Source organism: Arthrobacter sp. NicSoilC5 (assembly GCF_019977395.1).
In the GTDB taxonomy this organism is placed as follows: Bacteria; Actinomycetota; Actinomycetes; order Actinomycetales; family Micrococcaceae; genus Arthrobacter.
This window is the reverse complement of sequence record NZ_AP024660.1, coordinates 502,641-522,709: the sequence shown is the minus strand read 5'-3', so window position 1 is coordinate 522,709 and position 20,069 is coordinate 502,641. Positions and strand designations below refer to the sequence as shown.

Here is a 20,069-nt window from a genome sequence, read left to right as displayed (position 1 = left end):
CGACCCGGAAGGTGAAGAGGGTCTCGAGTCCACCGACGTCGGTGGGCTGGGCGCAGCTTCACTCACCTCAACGAAGTCCGCGCAACGTCGGACTATAACGAATGGGTCACGAAGACGCGCCTTATCATTGACAGCGCTGTCAGTAAGCGAGTTAGATCACACTCATGAATGACAGCGCTGTCGGAGCATCACCGAAAGAAGCATCAAAACAGGCGTTGCCCCGACTTGCGGACGTCGCAGCTCATGCCGGGGTTTCCGCCAAGACGGTGTCCCGTGTCGTCAACAACGAAGCCAATGTGCGGCCGCAGGTCCGCGCCCAGGTCCTGCGTTCGGTGGCGGCCTTGGGTTATCGCCCGAACGCAGCTGCCCGTGCCCTGGTTACGCAACGGACCCATCAAATCGGGCTGATCGCAACCGCAAGCTCTCTTTACGGGCCCACCGCGGGATTGTTCAGCCTGGAACAGGCTGCCTGGAAGGCTGGCTATGGCCTGACACTCACCACGGTCAGAGAGGCGTCCGAGGCGCAACTTGAAGAAGCCATTCATTATCTGATGGTGCGTGGCGTTGAGGGAGTGATTGTTTCCGGTGTGGCGGGAGCCCTCCATCTCGAAGCGTCTGCCCTGACTGACATGCCCTTGGTCACCACGAGCCCCATAACGACCGAGTCAGCCAAGTACGTGCTGGTCGACTCGGATCAGGTGGCAGGCACGAGGACTGCCGTCCGCCATCTTTACAACTCCGGGCATCGTCGGATTGCGCACCTTGCCGGACCGCTTAGTTGGGACTCAGCAGCCCAGCGCCGCGACGGATGGCTGCAGGAAGTGGAGGACCTGGGACTAAACCCGGGCCCCCTCCTTGAAGGTGATTGGTCACCCAAGTCCGGATACGAAGCGGCACTGACCCTCGATCGGGCGGCCGCGACTGCCATCGTTGTCGCCAACGATCACATGGCGATGGGCGCCATCCGCGCCTTCACCGAGCAGGGCATGCGCATCCCAAATGACATATCAGTGATCGGCTTCGACGACGTTCCCGAAGCCGCCTACCAAATGGTTCCCCTCACGACGGTTCGCCAAAACTTTTCCTCCGTCGCAGAACGTTCCGTCCGCGAACTCATTCATCTCATTGAGGGACGCGAAGCGGAAAACACCAGCATTCACCTTCCCACCGAACTGATCGTGCGGGCATCCACCGCACCCTACTTCGGCAGTCTGGCCTGACTGGCCAGCTTCACCACCTCCCGTAAGAACGAACACCACCCACGTTCACTGGCGCAGCGGCGCGCCAACCTTACGGGCGAGCCGCCGCACCCACGTCACCCTCCCAATAGAAAGCAGAAGTCATGTCACGAGATATTTCACGTCGCTCCATCCTGGCCGCGTTCCCTTTGGCTGCGCTAAGTGTTAGCGCTCTCACCGCTTGTGGCGGTGGGACGTCCCCGGCGTCGGGCGGCCCCTCCTCCCCCGTATCCCAGGCTGATATTGATGCGGCCATGAAAAAGGACACGAAGCTGACCTTCTGGACGTGGGTGCCGGACATCCAAAAAGAAGTCGACCTGTTCCAGGCCAAGTACCCTGCCGTCAAAGTCGAGGTAGTGAACGTCGGCCAGGGCGGGGCGCACTACCAGAAGCTGCGGGCAGCGATACAGGCTGGAAAGGGTGCACCGGACGTGGTGCAGATGGAGTTCGACAAACTTCCTTCGTTCACCCTTACAGACAACCTGTTGGACCTGTCCCCGTACGGCATCGGTGACCTGAAGGCCGACTACCCGGCCTGGGTTTGGGACGGCGTGACGCCCGGTGGCAAGGGGATCTACGGCGTTCCGCAGGACACCGGCCCCATGGGGATGCTGTACCGCGAGGACCTGTTCACGGCCGCCGGAATCGTCATCCCCAAGACGTGGGACGACTTCGCGGCCGCAGTTTCGAACTATCGGGGCAAGAACCCATCGAGCATGCTCGTGAACTGGGCACCCAGCTCGGAGGCGAACATGCTGGGCCTCTTCTGGCAGGCCGGGGGCCGGCCCTTCTCATACGACGGAACAAAGAACGTCAAAATCAACCTCGCCGGCGACGCCGCGTGCAAGAAGGTCACCGCCTACTGGAACGATCTCTTCCGTTCCGGGAACATCGGTAACGAACCCGACTTTGCCGACGCCTGGTACCAGGGCCTGAACAACGGAAAGTACGCGGCATGGCTGACAGGTGCGTGGGGCCCGGTGTTCCTGCAGGGAACCGCGAAGAGCACGGCCGGCAAATGGCGCGCCGCACCACTGCCGCAGTGGGACCCCTCGAAGCCCGCCAGCGGCAACTACGGCGGTTCAACCGACGCCGTCCTGAAGTCAAGCGAGAACCCCATTGCCGCTGCCATGCTGGCCCGCTTCGTCAACACGGATGACAAGGCGGCACTGACCCTGGCCAACGAACAGTTCCTGTTCCCGCCGTCGACGAAAACCCTCAAGAACCCCGCCTTCGCCGATGCGGCAGCAAGCTTCTACGGTGGCCAGAAGGTCAACAAGGAGTTCACTGACATCGCTTCGACCGTGCAGGAGGGCTTCCAGTTCCTGCCGTTCAACGACTACGCCGCCAGCAGCTACGACAAGACCATGGGCAAAGCCATCGGCGACCGGGGCGATCTCAACGCTGCCTTGTCCGCTTGGCAGGATGACCTGGTGCAATACGCCAAGGGACAGGGCTTCACCGTTGCAAGCTGAAACCGCTCCCCGGCAAGCACAGCGGACCCCGCGCAGGAAGACGGCGAACATCGCGCGGCGGCGCCAGTACGTGGCAGCCTATGCGCTGTCCATGCCCTTCATGGTCACCTTCATTCTGATGGTCGCGGTACCTCTCGGCTATGCAGGCTATCTCTCCCTCTTCAAGAAGCAACTCATCGGAGGCATCTCGTTTGTCGGCATGGACAACTACGCCCGCGCCCTGACTGACCCGTCCTTCCTGAGTGGAGTCGGCCGTATGGCGCTGTTCCTTGTAATCCAGGTTCCGGTCATGCTTGGCCTGTCACTGCTCTTCGCCCTCATCCTGGACAGCGGGATGCTGCGCCTGCAAAAGTTCATTCGTCTCGGGGTGTTCCTGCCGTACGCGATTCCCAGCGTGATCGCCACACTGATGTGGGGTTACCTTTACGGGAAAGACTTCGGCCCCTTCGCGCAACTGGCCAAGTCGCTTGGGCTTCCGGCGCCGGACTTCCTCGCCGGGGGTAACGTCCTTTTCTCGATCATGAACATCGTGACGTGGGGATTCGTCGGTTACAACATGATCGTGATGTATGCGGCCCTCAGGTCCATCCCCGCCGAACTGTACGAGGCGGCGCGGGTCGACGGCGCCAGTGAGTGGAGGGTGGCGTGGTCCATCAAGATACCCGCCATCAAAGGTGCCTTGCTGCTGACCACGATCTTCTCCGTCATCGGATCATTCCAGCTCTTCAATGAACCGAACCTCCTGCGGGTGATCGCCCCCGCAGCCATCGGTCAGGATTACACGCCGAACATGTACGCCTTTCAGCTTTCCTTCGTCAATCAGGATGCCAACTATGCAGCGGCCATCGCCTTCCTGCTTGGAATCGTGATTATGGCCGTCAGCTATGGGGTTCAACTGACCGCGAACAGAAGGGAAAAGGCATTATGACGGCTACAGTCGCCGACCGACCCGCAACAGGAACCCAGGCTACGGCGCCGGCGCGGCGCAGACGCTCGGGCCGGAGCACGCTCCTGACCGTCGCCATGCTGCTGTGCCTGGTCTATTTCCTCCTGCCGATGTTCTGGCTCGTCGTTGCCTCCACCAAGGCAAACGAAGACCTGTTCAGCAGTTTCGGCCTCTGGTTCTCCCACATGAACCTGGCCGAAAACCTGCACAATGTCTTCACCTTCCAAAACGGCGTCTTCCTCCACTGGATGATCAACAGCCTGGTCTACGCCGTCGTCAGTGGCCTGGGCGCATCATCTCTGGCTACTGCCGCGGGGTATGCCTTCGCTAAATACAAGTTCCCCGGTGGTGACGCGATGTTCACCCTCGTGTTGGGCGCCGTGATGATTCCCATGACGGCCCTCGCCATCCCCACGTACTTGCTCTTCGCCGGGGCAAACCTGACCAACACCCCCTGGGCAGTAATCCTGCCGTCCCTTGTCAGCCCGTTCGGCGTGTACCTCATGAGGGTCTACGCCGCCGACGCAGTCCCGGACTCACTCATCGAAGCCGCCCGCGTCGATGGGGCGGGTGAAATGCGCATCTTCTTCCAAATCGTCCTCCGGCTCCTCGTACCCGGCTCGATCACGGTGCTGCTGTTCGCACTCGTCGCCTCCTGGAACAACTACTTCCTCCCCCTGATCATGCTCAACAGCCCTGAACTGTTCCCTCTTCCGGTCGGACTTGCCCAATGGCAGGCAGCATCGGCAGCCGGTTCCGGATCCCAGGCGCTGTTCTCCACCGTCATCACCGGGTCACTGGTTTCGGTACTCCCCCTCATGGCCGCGTTCCTGTTCCTTCAGCGGTATTGGCAGTCCGGCCTCGGCACCGGTGCCGTCAAAGCGTGACGCACCCCTCCTCCTCCACGAAAGTTAAAATCCATGACTGAACGACCCCGCAAAGTACTCTTCGGCGCCGCCTACTACCACGAATACCAGCCCTCCCCCCGCCTCCAGCAGGACCTCGACCTCATGGCAGCGGCCAACATGACCGTCATCCGAGTTGGTGAATCCACCTGGTCCCAATGGGAGCCCGAGGACGGCAAATTTGCCCTGGAATGGATGGCCCCGGTCCTGGACGGAGCCCACGAACGCGGCATCTCCGTGGTCCTGGGTACCCCGACCTACGCCATTCCGATGTGGCTTGCCCGCCGCTACCCGGAAATCGCGGGAGAGCCGAAGACCGGCCAGCAACTGGGATGGGGTGCCAGGCAGGAAGTGGACTACACCCATCCCGCTTTCAAATTCCACGCCGAACGGATCATCCGCAAAATCGTCCAACGCTTCGCGACGCACCCTGCGGTAATCGGCTACCAGGTCGACAACGAGCCGGGCCTCCTCGCATTCCACAACCGCGGCGTCTTCCAACGCTTCACAGACGAACTCCGGCACCAGTACGGAACGGTGGAGAACCTCAACAAGGAATGGGGCCTGGTCTACTGGTCCCATCAGCTCTCCACGTGGGCGGACCTCTGGACACCGGATAACAACGCCCAACCGCAATACGATCTGGCCTGGCGCCGGTTTCAAGCGCGGCTCACCACCGAATTCCTTCAATGGCAGGCCGCCATCGTGAGGGAGTACTCCACCCCGGAGCAGTTTGTCACCACCTGCATCGCGTACGACCGTCCCTCGCAGCACGATCAGGACATGACCCGGGATTTCGATGTCACGGCAGGTAACCCCTATTACGCCATGCAGGACGCGTTCGCCATCCCGCCGTCGAAAAGCTCACCCCAGGGGTGGGCGACCAGCGGCGCCTGGACGCTCTTCCAGAGCGGCGACCGTATGTACTCATCCAAACAGGCACCGTTCCTGGTTACCGAGACCAACGCAGGAGCAATCGGCGGGTCAGCAATGCAGTACCCGGCGTTTGATGGGCAGTGGCGACAGGCTGCTTATGCGTTCATCTCGCGGGGCGCCGAAATGATCGAATACTGGCATTGGGCCACCAACCACTACGGCGCTGAAACCTACTGGGTTGGTGTCCTTCCACACGACCAGAAACCCGGACGCGTCTATCGGGAACTTGCCCAGCTCGGAGCCGAGCTCAAAACTGCAGACAAAGCCCTGGTCGGCCTCACACCGGATGCGAAAGTGGGCATGATCTACTCCAACGACTCCAAGTGGGGCCTGGCCGGCCAGCCCTGCTTCCTGTCCGAGCCGCCCATGACGGGAGACGAACGCTCCTACCAGAAGATCTTCGAAGCCTTCTACCAAGGTGCCTTCCGGGCGGGAACTCCCGTTCGGATCCTGCACGACCGCCAGATCACCGGCACGGAGGGCCAGAGAATGGACCCTGCCCATGTGGCTAAGGAACTGCCAGTCCTGATTGCCGCGGGCCTGTACATTGCGGACGACGAACTCCTGGACTGGCTGCGGGCTTACGCCGAAGCCGGCGGCCACCTCGTATTGGGAATGCGCACCGCATACGCGGACCATGAAGCCCGGGCCCGGCTCGAAACCAAACCTTCCCGCCTCGCCGAACAAGCAGGGGTCAGCTACCAGGAATTCTCGCAGCTCGCCGAACCGCTCAAACTGGAAGCGGCAGAAGGATTCCATCTTTCAACGGGCAGCCTCGCGACCCAGTGGATCGACTACCTCGAGCAGCAGAATGGCACAGCCCTTGCCAGCTACGTCCACCCGCAATTCGGCCGCTACCCCGCCATCACCACGACGACGGCGGGGGGCGGCAGGATCACCAGCGTCGGCACGTTGCCCAATACGGAACTTGCAGCGGACCTGGTGCGCTGGCTGGCCCCGGAAAACGCCTCAGGCTGGGAAGACTTGCCGGAGACTGTAACCGTCCACTCCGCGACAAGTGCTGACGGCGGCCGTCTCCACTTCGTGCACAACTGGGGCTGGGAACCAGCCACGGTTGCCGCGCCGGCTTCCATGGACGACCTGCTCGATGCGGAGAAGACCAGCCTCACCAAGATCGAGCTGGGGGCCTGGGACGTACGGGTCCTCCTTGAGGCCTCGAAGCAGGACGGCAAGGGCTAACTTGTCGGAGCATCGGGAGGCGGAGGGCCGGACACTCGGGTCCTCCGCCTTACGGGCCGTTCTTACGACCGGCTCTCAATCAAAAACTCACGATGGAGACCAATTGCCGACTACAGCACGCATGGCAGATGTGGCCGTGGCAGCGGGCGTCTCAGTGGCGACCGTTTCCAATGTTCTCAACCAGCCGGACGTTGTCGCTCCGGATACCCGCGAGAAAGTAAGGGAAGCGATGCGCGCCCTGCAATATACGCCGCCCGCCCAGGTGGTACGTCGTTCCGAGCAAGAGCCGGGGACACGCCACCCCAAACCTAACCCCGCGGGGGCGACCGAGTGGGGAACGTGTTCATTTTCAAAGGCGAAATCGGCTGCTCACATCAACCCATATTTCACCGCCGATCAGGCTGACCAGGTCCGGGCGGCCCTTCAGGCCGCCGGACCCGGGGAAGGGTACGCCTCGCTCTCTGATCTCGTGGTTGCCGCGACGATGGAGGAAGTCAAGCGACTCCAACGCAAATACAACGAGGGTCAGACCTGGCCCGGTATTCCTGCCGGAAAGCTCCGGCGGGGACGGCCCACCCTTGGTGAGGCTACGACGCGCAAGGAGTAGCCGTGACCTTCAAGAATCCAGTGCCAACCGGGCTGCCGTGCTGCCTGATAAGTACTGCAGCCGGATCACGCAGCGAGAAGGGAGGGGGCTGGCGTGGCGCACCGGCATGCTGGTTCAGGACGGTTGAGAGGACCCGTCCTCCGCCGGCGTGGCGCTCGAGGCAGGCGTGTGGTCTGCAGCAAGCGCCTGGCGGCGACGGTAAATCTGGATACCGATAGCCACCGGTATGGCAGTGACGGCGACTGCCCGCATCCACGGCCTGTCCAAAACATGACCGGTGAGGGCATCCAGGGAAACCCGCCCTGGTCCCCCGATCGCGAAGGACGTGGCCGCGAGCCCGAGCACTGCGGGGTATTCCAGGCCGCCGTCCATGGCGAAGAAGCCGTTCGGCGCGTGCACACTGGCCGCCACCCCCATGGTGGTAGCAGCGGCCGCTCCCGCCGCAGGCGTGGCGAACCCCAGGGCAAGCGCCAGCCCGGCACCGGCTTCACCGAGACCAGCCAGCATGGCACTGGTCTTCGCAGGGCGGAAGCCCATGGCATCCATGCCCTTGCTGGTCTCCTCAATACCGCCGCCGCCAAACCAACCGAAGAGTTTCTGCGACCCGTGTGCGACGAGCACACCGCCAAGCGCGGCACGGAACAGGGTACGGGCCGCAGTGGTGGCGGCCGGCGTTACATTTTCATTACTCACGCTGATGAACCCTTCGGTCAGTGGTGCGGGATCAAGCCTTGACGCCATTCTAGGACTCAGGAGACGGGGAATGCTGGGGACCGGAAAGATAACGGCCCGGCGACCGCGGCGCACGTGACGGCTTTGTCATGGGCGAGGTGGCTGATGGCTGACGTGGCCGTAGTTGGAATCTTCGTGGCCTGCATGGGCTTCGTGTAGTGGATCGGTCAACTTTTGACTGGCGTCGCCGGGCAAGACGGAGCGTAGGGCGGACAGTGAATGCTGATGCGCTCAGGTGGCTGATCCTGCTGGCAAGACTGGGCTTGTTCGGCTACCTGCTGGCCAAGACCTTCCTCGCGGGACCTGCAGTCTTCATCCCCATCGGGGTCTATTTGGCCCTTGCCGGTGTGCTCGCGGTCAGGCCACCTACGTCCGGACTGGGCGCGGGTCTGCTTTTTGGCCTCGGGATTTTCATCCTGCTTGGCGGCGGGATCTGCATCATGGCCCTCTCGCAGATGAGTCGCCAGATTTGGATCCATCCCGGTTGCCCGGCGTTACGTCGTTTGGAAGTACAGGTGCGTGTGGGCGCCACACCGTTCGTTAAAACGCGCGCCGCAGTAGGGGCACGATGAGGTTGCCAGATAGGTATGGATGGACATCTCACCTTTGCAGACACCGCAGAGAACTGCCGGCTCGGACCACTCGTTCCGCGGCCACGTTTGGGCCCGGTGATCTGCCTCCTCATGGCATAGATGGCAGGGATAGTACCGACGACAGCACTTGAACTTGATCGCTATCACGTCTTCCTGGGTGTGGTAGTGAATGCAGCGGGTTTGGTCGTCCACGGTCCTGCCGAAGATCATCATGGGTCCGGCCCCGCTCACTTCACCCGGCGCACGAGGATGTCCGGGAAGGCTCGGTGCGCGGCCACCGCTGCTGCGGACGCCACCGCGTCCTTCACAATGTCGCCCGGGTAGAAGATCAGGTCACTGGCGAAGGCAGCCGGCCACGACAGCTTGAGGTTGACCATCATGCCGAGCACGCCGGGCAGGTGTGATGCCACCACGGTAACCACGACGGCGGAGAGGAAGAACCAGAGGCCGCGCCGCTTGGCCGGGACGCGCCGGATGACCTGCTCCGCGGCCATGCCGACAAGCAGGGCGGCGAGGATGAACCCCGCGATGTATCCGGCCGATCCGCCGGCGAGGACCTGCAGTCCCGCCCGGCCGCCGGAGAAGATCGGCAGGCCAGCGAACGCCAGGAGGAGGTACAGCGCTACGGCGGCTGCGGCACGCGGTCCGCCCAGGACGAGGCCGGTCACCATGATGGCCAGGGTCTGCAGGGTGATGGGCACCCCGAAGCCGCCGACAGGGATGCCCGGGACGATCGCCGAGGCTGCGATCAACGCGGCGAACACGGAAATAAGGGCCAGTGACTGCGCATCCCATATCCGGCGGGTCGTGCGGGGTCCGGTCCCGGCCGCGGGGCGCGGTGCCTGGGCCGGGGACTGGGACGGGGCCGGGCTCGGCGTCGCCGGTCGGGTCATGGTTCCTCCTGTGGTGTTGGACGGGGTCCTGCGAAGAAGGCTACACAGCCCTGCCTCCGGCCTTTTTGTAGCGAGGCCACCACCATGCCGGTGATCTTTGGACCAACCACTACAAAAGCGGACGGCCCGTCGAGCCGACACCGAAGGGCGGCGCTGGCCCCGGCCAGGAACTCATCGAAATCAACACCATCTGTGCCGACGCGTGGGGCCGCGTGGGGAGTCGAGGAACTTCATCGGCGTCACAGCCGCACGGAACATCCGGACACGGTCTTCCCAACGCGTGATGAACACTTGCCGAAAGCATGTTTAACCCCGGCGCGTGGGAGCCCGCTCTGACTTCGAGGCACCCTAAGGTCGGTAACCATGATCACCCCCAATCAGCGTCACCGCCGTGCGGTCATCACCGCACTGGCCGTGTCCCTCCCCTTCGCCTTCCTCACCCCCGCAGGCCCCTCCACCGCGGCACCCACGGCACCGGCTCCCGATCAGAAGGCCGCCGCGCCGTCGTCCACCCACCTGGACCTCGGCGCCAAGGACCTCCCCGAGACCCGCAACGTAACCACCCTGGCCCCGGGCCTGACCCGGACCACAATCACCCGCGGCACCCCCAACCAGGACTTCTTCTGGACCGCCGAAGTCGCGGTCCCATCCACGTCGCCGGACCCTGACGCCCCCGCCTCCGCGCTGTCCACCCAGTCGCAGGCCCAGATGGTCGCCGACAAGCTCAACGCCGCCGGCCTTACTGCCCGGGTCGAACACGTCCAGTCACCCCAGTTGGCCGACGCCGGCGGCGACCTCGGCTACCGGGTCCGCGTGGGCCAGTTCGGGTCCAAGGCCGACGGCTCCCCCACCCTCGACCAGATCAAGGCCACCGGCTACAAAGCCTCGGTGATCTACACAGGCTGGGACGGCGATGCCGGTACCAGCGAGGACGACCGCGGCCCCTGGAACCTGCAGGTCCTCACCATTGACCCGAAGGAATTCCACGGAGACCTCACCTCCTCCTTCGGCCCCAACCTCGAAGACCGCGAAGCGACAAGCCAGCTCTCCGCTGCTTCCGGTGCGCTGGCAGCGGTGAACGGCGGATTCTTCACCATGGACCCGGCAGCAGGCGCCCCAGGGGACCCAGCCGGAGCCGCAGTCCACGACGGGAAGGTCCTCAGCGAACCCGTCGGCGACCGGCCTTCCCTGGTTCTGGACAAGAACGGCACCACTATCGAGCGCCTGCACTGGCACGGCACCGTCACCGCGCCCGGCTCGGCAGAACTCCCCCTGGACGGGGTCGACCGCGTGCCCGGGCTCATCCGCAACTGCGGCGGCACCGACGACACCCCGACCAACCTTCCGCTGCACGACTTCACCTGCACGGACGCCAACGAAATCGTCGCCTTTACCCCCGAGTACGGCCCCACCACCCCGGCCGGCCCCGGACTCGAGGCCGTCCTGGACGCGCAGGGCACCGTCACCGCGGTCAACCCCACCCGCGGCAGCGCCATCCCCGCCGGCGGCCAGACCCTGCAGGCGATCGGCTCGGACGTCGACAAGCTCGCCGCCCTGGCCGTGCCCGGCAAGAAGCTGAAAGTCGACACGGACTTGCTCACCGAAAATGGCAAAACCTTGACCACCACGCCGACTACGGACGTTGTCAACGGCGGCCCGACTCTGGTCCGGAACGGCCAGCTGGACGTCACCGCCAAGCGCGACGGCATGGTCCGGACCAACGACAGCAACAGCTTCTTCTACGGCTGGGTCCACAAGCGCAACCCCCGCACCTTCGCCGGCGTGGACGCCCAGGGCCGGACCCTGCTGGTCACCGCCGACGGCCGCCAAACCACCTCCTTGGGCCTGAGCCTGAACGAGGAAGCAGACGTGGCCAAATCGCTCGGCATGGTCAACGCCATGAACCTCGACGGCGGCGGATCCACCACCATGGTCGAGGATGGCCAAGTCATGAACTCACCGTCGGACGCCACCGGCGAACGCCCCATCGGTGACGCGCTCCTGCTCCTGCCCGGCCGAAAGAACTAGATACACCAAGGGAGAGCGGCGCATGGATACATGCCCCGCTCTCCCTCTCTTTGCCCTGTCCTGCTGTCCGTACGGCCACGGCCACCGGGTCGGGCGCGGTTGCCTGCTCTTTCAGATCTGAACGACAATCGATTTTGCGGCCGCTGATTCCTCGATGGCTGCCAAGACCCGCTGGACCTGCAACCCCTCCTCGAACGATGGTGACGGGGCTTGACCGTCACGTATGGCGCCCAGACCCAGGCCCGGCTGGGCTTCGGGAATGTAGTCGGCGTTCTGCCCGTCTTTGCCGGTGAAGATCGTGGGCTGGCCGACAGCTCCGCGTGGATGGTCGCCGAGACACTCAGGACCTTTGGTTCGCCCAGCAGGTGGTGCGCGTAGTCGAGGACGTGGATGCCAATGTCAGCCAGGGGCTCCTCTTCCATCCCCGCCACGGCGAGGGTCTCAACACCGGGGATGCTGCTGTAGGCCTTCAAATGCTGTTGGCCTTCCCAGCCGATGCCGACGACACCGACCTTCAGTGCGGGGGTTTGTAGCTGCTCGGAGTTCACGAAAGATGGTTCCTTATCTATGTATGGCCGCAATTCTGTGTGGATGTGTCCTGGAGGGTGAAGTCACCGCACTGGTGCTGCGGCGGACAGCGGTCCCAGTTCAGTGGTATGGGGAGGGTCGGCTCCCGGCCGGGAGCAGGTGATCCCGCCGGCCCGGTTGGCATATGCGGCCAGGGCATGGAGCTCGTCCGTGCCCAGCGTCTGCAGGCGTTGTCTTCCGGCTGCCCCAAGCGTTCCGAGCTGGGCAAGGCCGGCGATGACAGCGGCCATGAAAGAGTCGCCGGCGCCCTCGGTGTCAGCCACGGTGACGGGTTCTGCTTGCATTTCAATGCGCGCGCGCCGGGTGATGATGACCGGGCCAGCGGCGCCCCGGGTCAGGGCTGCAATGGACGGTCCCAGTTCCAGCCAGGCTGCAAGGCTTTCCTCCGGGCTGCGGTCGGGGTACAGCCAGGCCAGGTCTTCGTCGCTGGCCTTAACGATGTCGCTGGCCGCCACAAACCGTTCCGCCCGTGTACGAGCTGCGGTGACATCAGGGCTGATGGCCGGCCGGCAGTTGGGGTCGTAGCTGATCGTTGCCCCCTCCCCCGCCGCCTCGAGAAGGCCAAGGACGGCCTGGTCCCCTGGCCCCAGTAGAGCCCCAATTGATCCTGCGTGCACATGGGAGGAAGTCTCGACGGCGGCCAACGCAGGCAGTGTTGCCCCCGCCAGGTCCCAGCTGATGTCGAACGCATAAGCGGCGGCACCGCGGGCACCTAACGTTGCGGTGGCCGTCGACGTCGGTGCGCTGCCGCCCCTGATCACCGTGACGCCGTTGGACTGGAGGTGCTCTTCGATCATGAGACCGTACTGATCATCGGCGTAGTGCGTCACCAAATTGCTGGCAAAGCCCAAGCGGGCCACCCCGACTGCGACGTTGAGGGGACTCCCGCCCGCGTGTACCCGGGCCGGAGTTGTCCGTCCGGCTTCCCGGATGACGTCGACGAGCGATTCACCAATGACGGTGACGATGGCTCCCCGTTCAGCCGGTAGGCGCGCAGGTGTGGGTCCGGTATCGGTCATGGCTTGCTTCCTCGCAGTTCTCTTCATCAGTCCCGGGAACATGGATCTAGCGGCCCGGGTAGACCACGGCTTTAAGCTGTCCACGCAGCTTGCCGGCCTTAAGTGCCTCTTCTGACTGGGCGAGGTTGAATTTGCCGGTGACCAGGATGTCCAGGTCCACTTTCCCGTCAGCAATGAGCTGGATGGCCAGCGGCCAGGTGTTGGTGTAGCGGAAAACGCCAGAGAGCCAGATCTCCCGGTTCTGGATGTAGGAGACGGGCAGCTCCACGTCGTCAGCTCCGAGCCCCACCAGGATGACGCGGCCGGCGGGTGCCACTGCCTTGATCCCGGCGCGGACCGCCTGGGGTGCGCCGGAGGCGTCAATGAACGCATCGACGTCGAGCCCTTCCACACTGTCGGTCTTCGCGTTGAGCGCGCGCGTGGCGCCGTGCTGGAGGGCGAACGCGAGCCGGTCCTCGGCGATATCGGAGATGTAGATTTCGGTGGCGCCGAAGGCGCGGGCGGCTTGGGCGGCGATAATGCCGATGGGCCCGGCTCCGGCGATCAGGACCCGGCTGCCGGGCTTGATCCCGGCGCGTTCGCAAGCCCAGAGACCCACGGAGAGAGGTTCGATCAAGGCGGCGGCCTCGTCGCTGACGCTGTCCGGGATGTCGTAGGCAAAGTCCGACTGAATCGTCACGTACTCGGCGAACGCGCCGTCGACCGGCGGTGTGGCGTAGAACTCGATGTCCGGGCATAGATTGTAGCGGCCGGCCTTGCACTGCTTGCACGTACGGCAAGGCCGTTGGGGTTCGACGGCGACGCGCTGGCCGATGCGGGCGGGGTCAACGGAGCTGCCGACGGCGGCGATCCGGCCGGAGAGTTCGTGGCCCAAAATGAGCGGGTGGTCCACAACGTAAGGGCCGATCCGGCCGTGCTCGTAGTAGTGGACGTCGCTGCCGCAGACACCGACGGCGGTGACCTGCACCAGTACCTGGTCCGCATCGGGTTGCGGGAGCGGCAAGCTTTCCATGGACATGTCGCCCTGGCTCTTCAGGACGCTGGCCCGCATGGTCGCGGGCAGTTTCGCGTGGGCGTGGGGGCGGAACCGGGTTGTGGGAGTTGTCATCGGAGCGATCCTTTCGAAAGCGGCGTGCACGTTACTTGACAGCGCCCAGGGAGAGGCCCTGGACGAGTTTGTCCTGGGCGGCAAAACCGGCGAACAGCACCGGCAGGGAAATGACGACGGCGGCCGCGCAGACTTTGGCGAGGAACAATCCCTGCCCGGACACGAAGCCGGTCAGGAAGACCGGGGCGGTGCCCGCCACGACGCCGGTGAGGACGCGGGCAAGGAGCAGTTCGTTCCAGCTGAAGATGAAGCAGATCAGGGCGGTGGCGGCGATGCCCGGCATCGCGACCGGGGCGATGACCTTGCGCAGGATCAGCAGGAGGTTGGCGCCGTCGATTTGGGCCGCCTCCAGCATTTCTTCGGGAACTTCGGCGAGGAAGGACCGCATCATCCACACCGCGATGGGCAGGTTCATGGAGGTGTACATCAGGATCAGGAACCAGATGTTGTCCAGTGCCCCTACAGTGCGGGCGAACAGGTAAAGCGGCAGGATCGCAGCCACCACGGGCATCATCTTCGTCGAGAGGAAGAAGAACATGACATCGGTCCACTTCTTCACCGGCCGGATGGAGAGTGCGTAGGCGGCGGGGATGGCCAGCACCAGGACCAGGACCGTGGACAGGATGGATGCGGTGGCGGAGTTGATCAGGGACGGCCACGGGCTGACACCGGACGTCTCGCCGAAGAATTCCCGGTAGGCGTCCAAGGTCAGGCTTGCCGCGATCGACGGCGGATTGGTGGCCGCATCCGTCTCGGAGTGGAACGAGGTCAGGATCATCCACACCACGGGGGATGCAAAGAGCAGGGCCAGCAGCCACGCAGCGACACCGGCAGCGGTGTTGTTGCGCGTGGGGTCCATCCTCGTTTTACCGCGCTTGCGGTTACCGGTGGTCAGCGCTGTGGGGCGAGGTGGGGTGCTCTGCGGTGCAGCGGGGGTAAGGGTGCTCATCGTGCTGCCTCCTTCTTGAAGAGTGAAAAGACGGTGCGGAGTGCGAAGGTCGCCACGATGATGGTGCCGATGACCACCACGACGCCGGCGGCGGAGGCCAGGCCATATTCGTTGGCGTAGTAGAACGTCTGGTAGATGGCGTAGGGCAGGTTGGCGGTGCCCAGGCCGCCCGCCGTGAGGGTGAAGACGGAGTCAAAGTTCTGCACGATGTAGATGGCGCCGAGCAGACCGCCGAGTTCCAGGTACTGGCGCAGATGTGGCAGCGTCAGGTGCCGGAAGATCGCCCAAGGTGTGGCGCCGTCCATTTGGGCCGCTTCCACTGTGTCCATGGGTCGCGACTGCAAACCGGCGAGCAGGATGAGCATCATGAACGGCGTCCACTGCCATACGAGGGAGACGACGACGGCTGCCAGGGGTGCTTGGGACAGCAGGTCCAGCTGCGGGGCAGCGCTGCTGCCGAAAAGCGACCAGAGCCAGGTGAGGATGCCGTTTATCAGCCCGTAAGCGGGGTTCAGGAGGGCGTGCTTCCAGATCAGCGCGGCAGCCACGGGGACCACCAGGAACGGTGCGATCAGCAGGGTTCGTGCCAATCCCCTGCCCAGGAACTTCTTGTCCAGCAGCAGGGCCAGGCCCAGCCCGATGAGCAGGCTGGCGAGCACCACAGAGACGGTGAGGACGATGGTGGTGAAGATCGCCTGCCGCAGGTCCGGGTCGGTGAGGACGGTGATGTAGTTTTCCAGCCCGGCGAAGGCCGTCTTGCTGGGGCTAAGGCTGTTCCAGTTCAGGAACGAGATGAACAACGTCACCACGAAAGGAAGCTGGGTTACCACGATGAGGAAGATCAGGGCCGGGAGCAGCGGCGCACGCCGTGCCCAGGCCATGGCGCGTTCACGGGATGGCCCACGTCGTGTGGGTTTGGCTGCGGTGTGTCCCGGTCGGGAGATACGCGCCGTTGCGGTAGTCATGGGATTCTCCTGCGGTTCGGTTGGTGCTACTTGTACTTGTTGCCGATTTTTTGGGCGGCGTCCTGGCCCTTGGCCAAAGCGTCCGCCACCGTGCCCTGCCCCGCGATGGCGGAACTGACGCCCTGCGAAACGTTTGTGCCCAGGGCGGCGAACTCGGGGATGCCCACAAACTGGATTCCGACGGCGGGTCGCGGCTGGGTGCCGGGGTTCTTGGGATCGGCGTTCTCGATCGCGAACCGCTCCGCGGTGAAGAAGGGGGCAGCCTTCTGGAATTCCGCATTTTCATAGGTGGAGACGCGTTTGCCGGAGGGGACTTTGGCCCAGCCGAGCTTGGATGCCACGAGATGTTCGTAGTCCTTGGAGCTGGCCCAGGCTACGAACTTCCCGGCGGCATCCTGTTTCTTGGAGGCGGCCTGCATGGCCCAGGACCAGGTCCAGAGCCAGCCCGAGGACTTGGTCTCCTTAATGGGAGCCTGGGCGTAGCCGATTTTGCCTTTGACCGGAGAGGAGTCGGCTTCAAGGGCACCCGCGGCCGAGGTTGCGTCGTACCACATGGCCGTTTTGCCCTGGCTCATGTTGTTCAGGCACTCGGTGAAGCCTGCCTGGGCGGCTCCTGCTTCACCGTGTTGGCGGACCAGGTTGGTGTAGAACTCGGTGGCGGCGGTGAACTCCGGGCTGTTGACCTGGGCATTCCAGTCCTTGTCGAACCAGGTGCCGCCAAAGGTGTTCACCACTGTGGTCAGGGGCGCGAAGACCTGGCCCCAGCCGGGCTGGCCGCGCAGGCAGATGCCTTTCATGCCGGGTGCTGCGCCGTCTACTTTCCCCGCGATGTCGGCCACTTGGTCCCAGGTGGGTTTGTCCGGCATGGTCAGGCCCTTGGCCTCGAGGATGTCCTTCCGGTACATCAGGAAGGACGATTCACCATAGAACGGTTCGCCGTAGAGCCTGCCGTCCGTACCGGTGAGGGAAGCAGTGTAGGCGGGGAGGATATCCGCCTGGTCGAAGCCGGGGTCCCTGGCCACGCTGTCCAGTGGTGCCAGCCAGCCGTTGGCGGAATAGAACGGGATTTCGTAGTTGGACAGCGATGCGACATCGTATTGACCGGCCTGGCTGGAGAACTCTTGGCTGATCTTGGCCCGGACGTCGTTCTCCGGCAGGATCGTGAAGTTGACGTTAATGCCGGTTTCTTTGGTGAAGTTGTCTGCGGTGAGCTTCTGCAGGTCCTCCATTTGGGGGTTGTTGACCATCAGGACGTTGATGCTGTTGGGGTTGCCGGCGGAATTGCCTCCGCCGGCACCTGCGCAGGCCGTGGCGCCCAGAGCGATGCAGAGGGCTCCGGCGGACAGGACGGCAGCGCGCGTTTTCGGGCGCATTAAGGACTCCTTTGTTCTTCAGGAAGATTCAGGGCAGATGCACCCGACTGCTGCGTCAGGGTGCCGGTCTGGTGTGCGGCCAGCTTCCGGGATCCCGGTGGCGTGCTCTTGTTCCTCAACAGTAGGTGTGGGGGATGTGCCACAACTAGCGTCACCGTTGCCCGTTTCTGATACTTATTTTCCAATTCGATAAGCCTCATCAGCCGGTACGCTGGTTAGGGCGGAGGGGATGCTGTCCAAAATTCATAACCACCGGATACACGGAGACTGCCATGGCCACAGTGGATGATGCCGAGGAAGCGACTGCCCGGCTGGCCGAAAGACTTCTGGGCATGCGGGCCAACCGCGAAGTGATTCCCCCGGATCCCAACCACTCGGTGCGGTGGCACCAGCACAGCTACCCAAGCCCGCTGGCGCGATGGAACTACCATCCTGAGTACGAGATCCACCTCATCCGCAAGGGCACCGGAAAATTCATCGTCGGCGACCACATCGGCACCTTTGAGGCCGGCCACGTGTCGATCGTGGGGTCTGGCCTGCCGCACGACTGGGTCAGCGACCTGGAGCCGGGCGAAGTACTGGAGAACCGGGACGCTGTCATCCAGTTCGACGGGAAGTGGGTGGAGCAGGCGGCCGGCGTGGTCCCCGAGCTGGCCGAGGTCCGTCCGTTGCTCGAACAGTCAGCGCGTGGCATCGAATTCCTGGGACAAACCGCAGCGGCAGCGGCGGTGGCCATTGAGGCCATGGGCCAGACCACCGGCCTGGAGCGCCTCCAGCACCTGTTTGAATTGTTCGCACTCCTTGCCGCGGCGCCGGAAGGTGACCGCCGGTATCTCGCGGAAGAATGGTTCAGGCCGCAGCTGGACGGACAGGCCGCCGCCGTCGTCGACCTTGTCCTGGAGTACGTGTTCAGCAATCACTCCGGCAGCGTCCGGATGTCTGAGGCTGCTGCCCTGGTGGGGATGCCGGAGCCCACCTTTTCCAAGTACTTCAAGCGCGCCACCGGACAGAACTTCAGTGACCTGGTCCGGAAACTGCGGCTGGCACATGCCCGGCGCCTGCTCGAGCGCAGCGATAAGGCGGTGTCAGACATTTGCTACGAAGTCGGCTTCACCAACCTCTCCAATTTCAACCGACACTTCCTCAACGACACGGGAGAAACCCCGCGGCACTACCGCCAACGCACACAGAAGTGAGAGTCCGGCCTGCTTGGGATGAGTGCGCCGCCTCCCACATTCCATGCCCTGCAAACATTGGGACCCCGCGTGCAGGCTGAATAAGTAACATCTTGACGCCGCCGTGTGGTGCAGGTTACTGTTCTTTCTGTCGGTTATACGAATAACTGATACGCATAACTAACGGCCCAAGGAGGTGCCCATGGCCCGGTCCCGCCCCCACTCCGGACCCACCATGCATGACGTGGCGGCTGCCGCAGGAGTTTCCCAGGCCACCGTCTCCCTGGTCCTGAATTCAGCGTCCGGTTCCAGGTTCTCGGACGAAACCCGCCAGCGGGTGAAGGACGCGGTGCAGCAGCTTGGCTACCGTACTAACGCCCACGCCAAAACCCTCCGGGAAGGCATTTCCGGAATCATCGGGTTCCTTGGTGACGCCGTTGCCACCACACCTTTTGCAGGAAAGATCATTGAAGGGGCACAGGAACGCGCATGGGAAGACGGCTTGCTTCTGCTGACCATGAACACCGGCGGAGACAAGGCACTGGAATCAGCGTCGCTGGATTCCATGCTCTCCTACAAGGTTGCCGGCGTCGTTTACGCGGGGATGTACCACCGCCGGCTCGATGTCCCTGAAGCACTGGAGGCCGTCCCCTCGGTAGTGCTGAATTCCCAGGACCGAAAGCTGCGCCTTCCCAGCGTCGCCCCGGATGAGGAACTGGGGGGTTACACCGCCACCCGGCACCTCATCGAAGCCGGACATACGCAGGTAGCGATGATCAACATCGAAACCCTGGAAAGTGAACTCCCCGCGGCCGTGGGACGCTTCAACGGTTACACCAAAGCACTGACCGAGGCCGGCATCCCGGTGTCATCGGAGCTGGTCCGCTTCGGCACCGGCAACGAAGACGACGGTTTCACCTATGCAACGGAGTTGCTGACATCCGGCAAGCCCCCGACCGCCATCTTCTGCGCCAATGACCGCACCGCATGGGGGGCCTACCAGGCCGCCGCGGAGCTGCACCTTTCGATCCCCGGCGATGTATCCATCGTCGGCTTCGACAACCAGGAGACCCTGGCCCCGCACCTGAGGCCGGGACTCACCACTCTAGAGCTGCCTTTTGTCGAGATGGGGCGCCGTGCCGTTGACCTCATCCTGCAGGGCGCCGAACCTGACGGGCGGGTCGAGTTCATGACCTGCCCGCTGATTGAACGGAACTCAGTGACACATCCAAAGGAGAAGCCATGAGCCGTGTCCTGGCTCGGCCCACGCCGGCAGCGCCCCCGGCGCCCCCGGCTCGAACGCGCCAACGGAAGGCCTTTTCGCTGCGCCTGAAGAGAG

Annotated in this window: 18 protein-coding genes and 1 pseudogene; 10 read left to right on the top strand and 9 right to left on the bottom strand. The window is 63.8% G+C overall.

Features of this window, described 5'->3' with window-relative positions; translation table 11 throughout:
- Positions 1-164: 164 nt before the first annotated feature.
- The 6 genes from LDO22_RS02375 (at position 165) to LDO22_RS21825 (ending at position 7,307) form a co-directional block, all read left to right on the top strand.
- Complete coding sequence (locus LDO22_RS02375) at positions 165-1,220, top strand: LacI family DNA-binding transcriptional regulator (protein WP_224025971.1); 1,056 nt, start codon at positions 165-167, stop codon at positions 1,218-1,220.
- Between the two features lie 272 nt (positions 1,221-1,492).
- Entirely contained in the window at positions 1,493-2,713 is a 1,221-nt protein-coding gene (locus LDO22_RS02370) for an extracellular solute-binding protein (protein ID WP_224025970.1), read from the top strand.
- Entirely contained in the window at positions 2,703-3,641 is a 939-nt protein-coding gene (locus tag LDO22_RS02365) for a sugar ABC transporter permease (protein WP_224025969.1), read from the top strand. The genes LDO22_RS02370 and LDO22_RS02365 overlap by 11 nt, the downstream gene beginning before the upstream one ends.
- Entirely contained in the window at positions 3,638-4,546 is a 909-nt protein-coding gene (locus LDO22_RS02360) for a carbohydrate ABC transporter permease (RefSeq protein WP_224025968.1), read from the top strand. Before LDO22_RS02365 ends, LDO22_RS02360 begins: the two co-directional genes overlap by 4 nt.
- Positions 4,547-4,579: 33 nt before the next feature.
- Positions 4,580-6,700, top strand: coding sequence for a beta-galactosidase (locus tag LDO22_RS02355; protein WP_224025967.1), 2,121 nt, complete (start codon positions 4,580-4,582; stop codon positions 6,698-6,700).
- Positions 6,701-6,821: 121 nt separating this feature from the next.
- On the top strand, positions 6,822-7,307 hold the full coding sequence (locus tag LDO22_RS21825; protein ID WP_328699867.1) for a LacI family DNA-binding transcriptional regulator: 486 nt from the start codon (positions 6,822-6,824) through the stop codon (positions 7,305-7,307).
- 114 nt (positions 7,308-7,421) lie between these two features.
- On the opposite strand, the gene LDO22_RS02340 is transcribed toward LDO22_RS21825, so the two are convergent.
- Positions 7,422-8,000 carry a DoxX family protein gene (locus tag LDO22_RS02340; RefSeq protein ID WP_201302463.1) on the bottom strand — a complete coding sequence of 193 codons (579 nt, stop codon included), beginning with the start codon at positions 7,998-8,000 and terminating at the stop codon, positions 7,422-7,424.
- A gap of 254 nt (positions 8,001-8,254) precedes the next feature.
- Here LDO22_RS02340 and LDO22_RS02335 point away from each other — a divergent pair, with 254 nt between their 5' ends.
- A complete protein-coding gene (locus tag LDO22_RS02335; protein ID WP_159633084.1) occupies positions 8,255-8,611 on the top strand; it encodes a hypothetical protein in 357 nt (118 codons plus the stop codon).
- Here the strand turns inward: LDO22_RS02335 and LDO22_RS02330 are convergent.
- Entirely contained in the window at positions 8,534-8,842 is a 309-nt protein-coding gene (locus tag LDO22_RS02330) for a CHY zinc finger protein (RefSeq protein WP_346347086.1), read from the bottom strand. The two genes, LDO22_RS02335 and LDO22_RS02330, sit on opposite strands and share 78 nt — an antisense overlap.
- A 17-nt stretch (positions 8,843-8,859) precedes the next feature.
- Positions 8,860-9,525 (bottom strand): biotin transporter BioY, encoded by a 666-nt coding sequence (locus tag LDO22_RS02325; protein ID WP_224025965.1) that lies wholly within the window; start codon positions 9,523-9,525, stop codon positions 8,860-8,862.
- A gap of 363 nt (positions 9,526-9,888) precedes the next feature.
- Between LDO22_RS02325 and LDO22_RS02320 the strand changes: the two genes are divergently transcribed.
- The gene (locus LDO22_RS02320) at positions 9,889-11,553 is read left to right on the top strand and encodes a phosphodiester glycosidase family protein (RefSeq protein ID WP_224025964.1); all 1,665 of its coding nucleotides are present in this window, start codon (positions 9,889-9,891) and stop codon (positions 11,551-11,553) included.
- 111 nt (positions 11,554-11,664) lie between these two features.
- On the opposite strand, the pseudogene LDO22_RS02315 reads toward LDO22_RS02320, so the two are convergent.
- From LDO22_RS02315 to LDO22_RS02290, 6 genes and pseudogenes are all read right to left on the bottom strand, one after another.
- Positions 11,665-11,787 (bottom strand): annotated as a pseudogene (locus LDO22_RS02315) (gfo/Idh/MocA family oxidoreductase); the annotation flags it as partial.
- Positions 11,788-12,164: 377 nt separating this feature from the next.
- Positions 12,165-13,160: a carbohydrate kinase gene (locus LDO22_RS02310; RefSeq protein ID WP_224025963.1), complete on the bottom strand. Its 996-nt coding sequence runs from the start codon at positions 13,158-13,160 to the stop codon at positions 12,165-12,167.
- 46 nt (positions 13,161-13,206) lie between these two features.
- Entirely contained in the window at positions 13,207-14,268 is a 1,062-nt protein-coding gene (locus tag LDO22_RS02305; protein ID WP_224025962.1) for an NAD(P)-dependent alcohol dehydrogenase, read from the bottom strand.
- Positions 14,269-14,299: 31 nt separating this feature from the next.
- On the bottom strand, positions 14,300-15,217 hold the full coding sequence (locus LDO22_RS02300) for a carbohydrate ABC transporter permease (RefSeq protein ID WP_159632699.1): 918 nt from the start codon (positions 15,215-15,217) through the stop codon (positions 14,300-14,302).
- The gene (locus LDO22_RS02295) at positions 15,214-16,182 is read right to left on the bottom strand and encodes a sugar ABC transporter permease (protein WP_159632700.1); all 969 of its coding nucleotides are present in this window, start codon (positions 16,180-16,182) and stop codon (positions 15,214-15,216) included. The genes LDO22_RS02300 and LDO22_RS02295 overlap by 4 nt, the downstream gene beginning before the upstream one ends.
- Positions 16,183-16,208: 26 nt before the next feature.
- Positions 16,209-17,555: a sugar ABC transporter substrate-binding protein gene (locus LDO22_RS02290; protein WP_224025961.1), complete on the bottom strand. Its 1,347-nt coding sequence runs from the start codon at positions 17,553-17,555 to the stop codon at positions 16,209-16,211.
- 272 nt (positions 17,556-17,827) lie between these two features.
- On the opposite strand from LDO22_RS02290, the gene LDO22_RS02285 reads away from it, so the two are divergent.
- Positions 17,828-18,751 (top strand): AraC family transcriptional regulator, encoded by a 924-nt coding sequence (locus LDO22_RS02285; protein WP_224025960.1) that lies wholly within the window; start codon positions 17,828-17,830, stop codon positions 18,749-18,751.
- 181 nt (positions 18,752-18,932) lie between these two features.
- Complete coding sequence (locus LDO22_RS02280; protein WP_224025959.1) at positions 18,933-19,976, top strand: LacI family DNA-binding transcriptional regulator; 1,044 nt, start codon at positions 18,933-18,935, stop codon at positions 19,974-19,976.
- Positions 19,977-20,069: the final 93 nt, after the last annotated feature.

Excerpts from the sequence above, each read along its gene's own strand:
- LDO22_RS02325 (WP_224025965.1), bottom strand. The coding sequence starts at position 9,525 with ATGACCCGACCGGCGACGCCGAGCCCGGCCCCGTCCCAGTCCCCGGCC.
- LDO22_RS02375 (WP_224025971.1), top strand. The coding sequence starts at position 165 with ATGAATGACAGCGCTGTCGGAGCATCACCGAAAGAAGCATCAAAACAG.
- LDO22_RS02355 (WP_224025967.1), top strand. The coding sequence starts at position 4,580 with ATGACTGAACGACCCCGCAAAGTACTCTTCGGCGCCGCCTACTACCAC.
- LDO22_RS02300 (WP_159632699.1), bottom strand. The coding sequence starts at position 15,217 with ATGAGCACCCTTACCCCCGCTGCACCGCAGAGCACCCCACCTCGCCCC.
- LDO22_RS02305 (WP_224025962.1), bottom strand. The coding sequence starts at position 14,268 with ATGACAACTCCCACAACCCGGTTCCGCCCCCACGCCCACGCGAAACTG.
- LDO22_RS02320 (WP_224025964.1), top strand. The coding sequence starts at position 9,889 with ATGATCACCCCCAATCAGCGTCACCGCCGTGCGGTCATCACCGCACTG.
- LDO22_RS02290 (WP_224025961.1), bottom strand. The coding sequence starts at position 17,555 with ATGCGCCCGAAAACGCGCGCTGCCGTCCTGTCCGCCGGAGCCCTCTGC.
- LDO22_RS02295 (WP_159632700.1), bottom strand. The coding sequence starts at position 16,182 with ATGACTACCGCAACGGCGCGTATCTCCCGACCGGGACACACCGCAGCC.
- LDO22_RS02310 (WP_224025963.1), bottom strand. The coding sequence starts at position 13,160 with ATGACCGATACCGGACCCACACCTGCGCGCCTACCGGCTGAACGGGGA.
- LDO22_RS02360 (WP_224025968.1), top strand. The coding sequence starts at position 3,638 with ATGACGGCTACAGTCGCCGACCGACCCGCAACAGGAACCCAGGCTACG.
- LDO22_RS02285 (WP_224025960.1), top strand. The coding sequence starts at position 17,828 with ATGGCCACAGTGGATGATGCCGAGGAAGCGACTGCCCGGCTGGCCGAA.
- LDO22_RS21825 (WP_328699867.1), top strand. The coding sequence starts at position 6,822 with ATGGCAGATGTGGCCGTGGCAGCGGGCGTCTCAGTGGCGACCGTTTCC.
- LDO22_RS02370 (WP_224025970.1), top strand. The coding sequence starts at position 1,493 with ATGAAAAAGGACACGAAGCTGACCTTCTGGACGTGGGTGCCGGACATC.
- LDO22_RS02280 (WP_224025959.1), top strand. The coding sequence starts at position 18,933 with ATGGCCCGGTCCCGCCCCCACTCCGGACCCACCATGCATGACGTGGCG.
- LDO22_RS02330 (WP_346347086.1), bottom strand. The coding sequence starts at position 8,842 with ATGATCTTCGGCAGGACCGTGGACGACCAAACCCGCTGCATTCACTAC.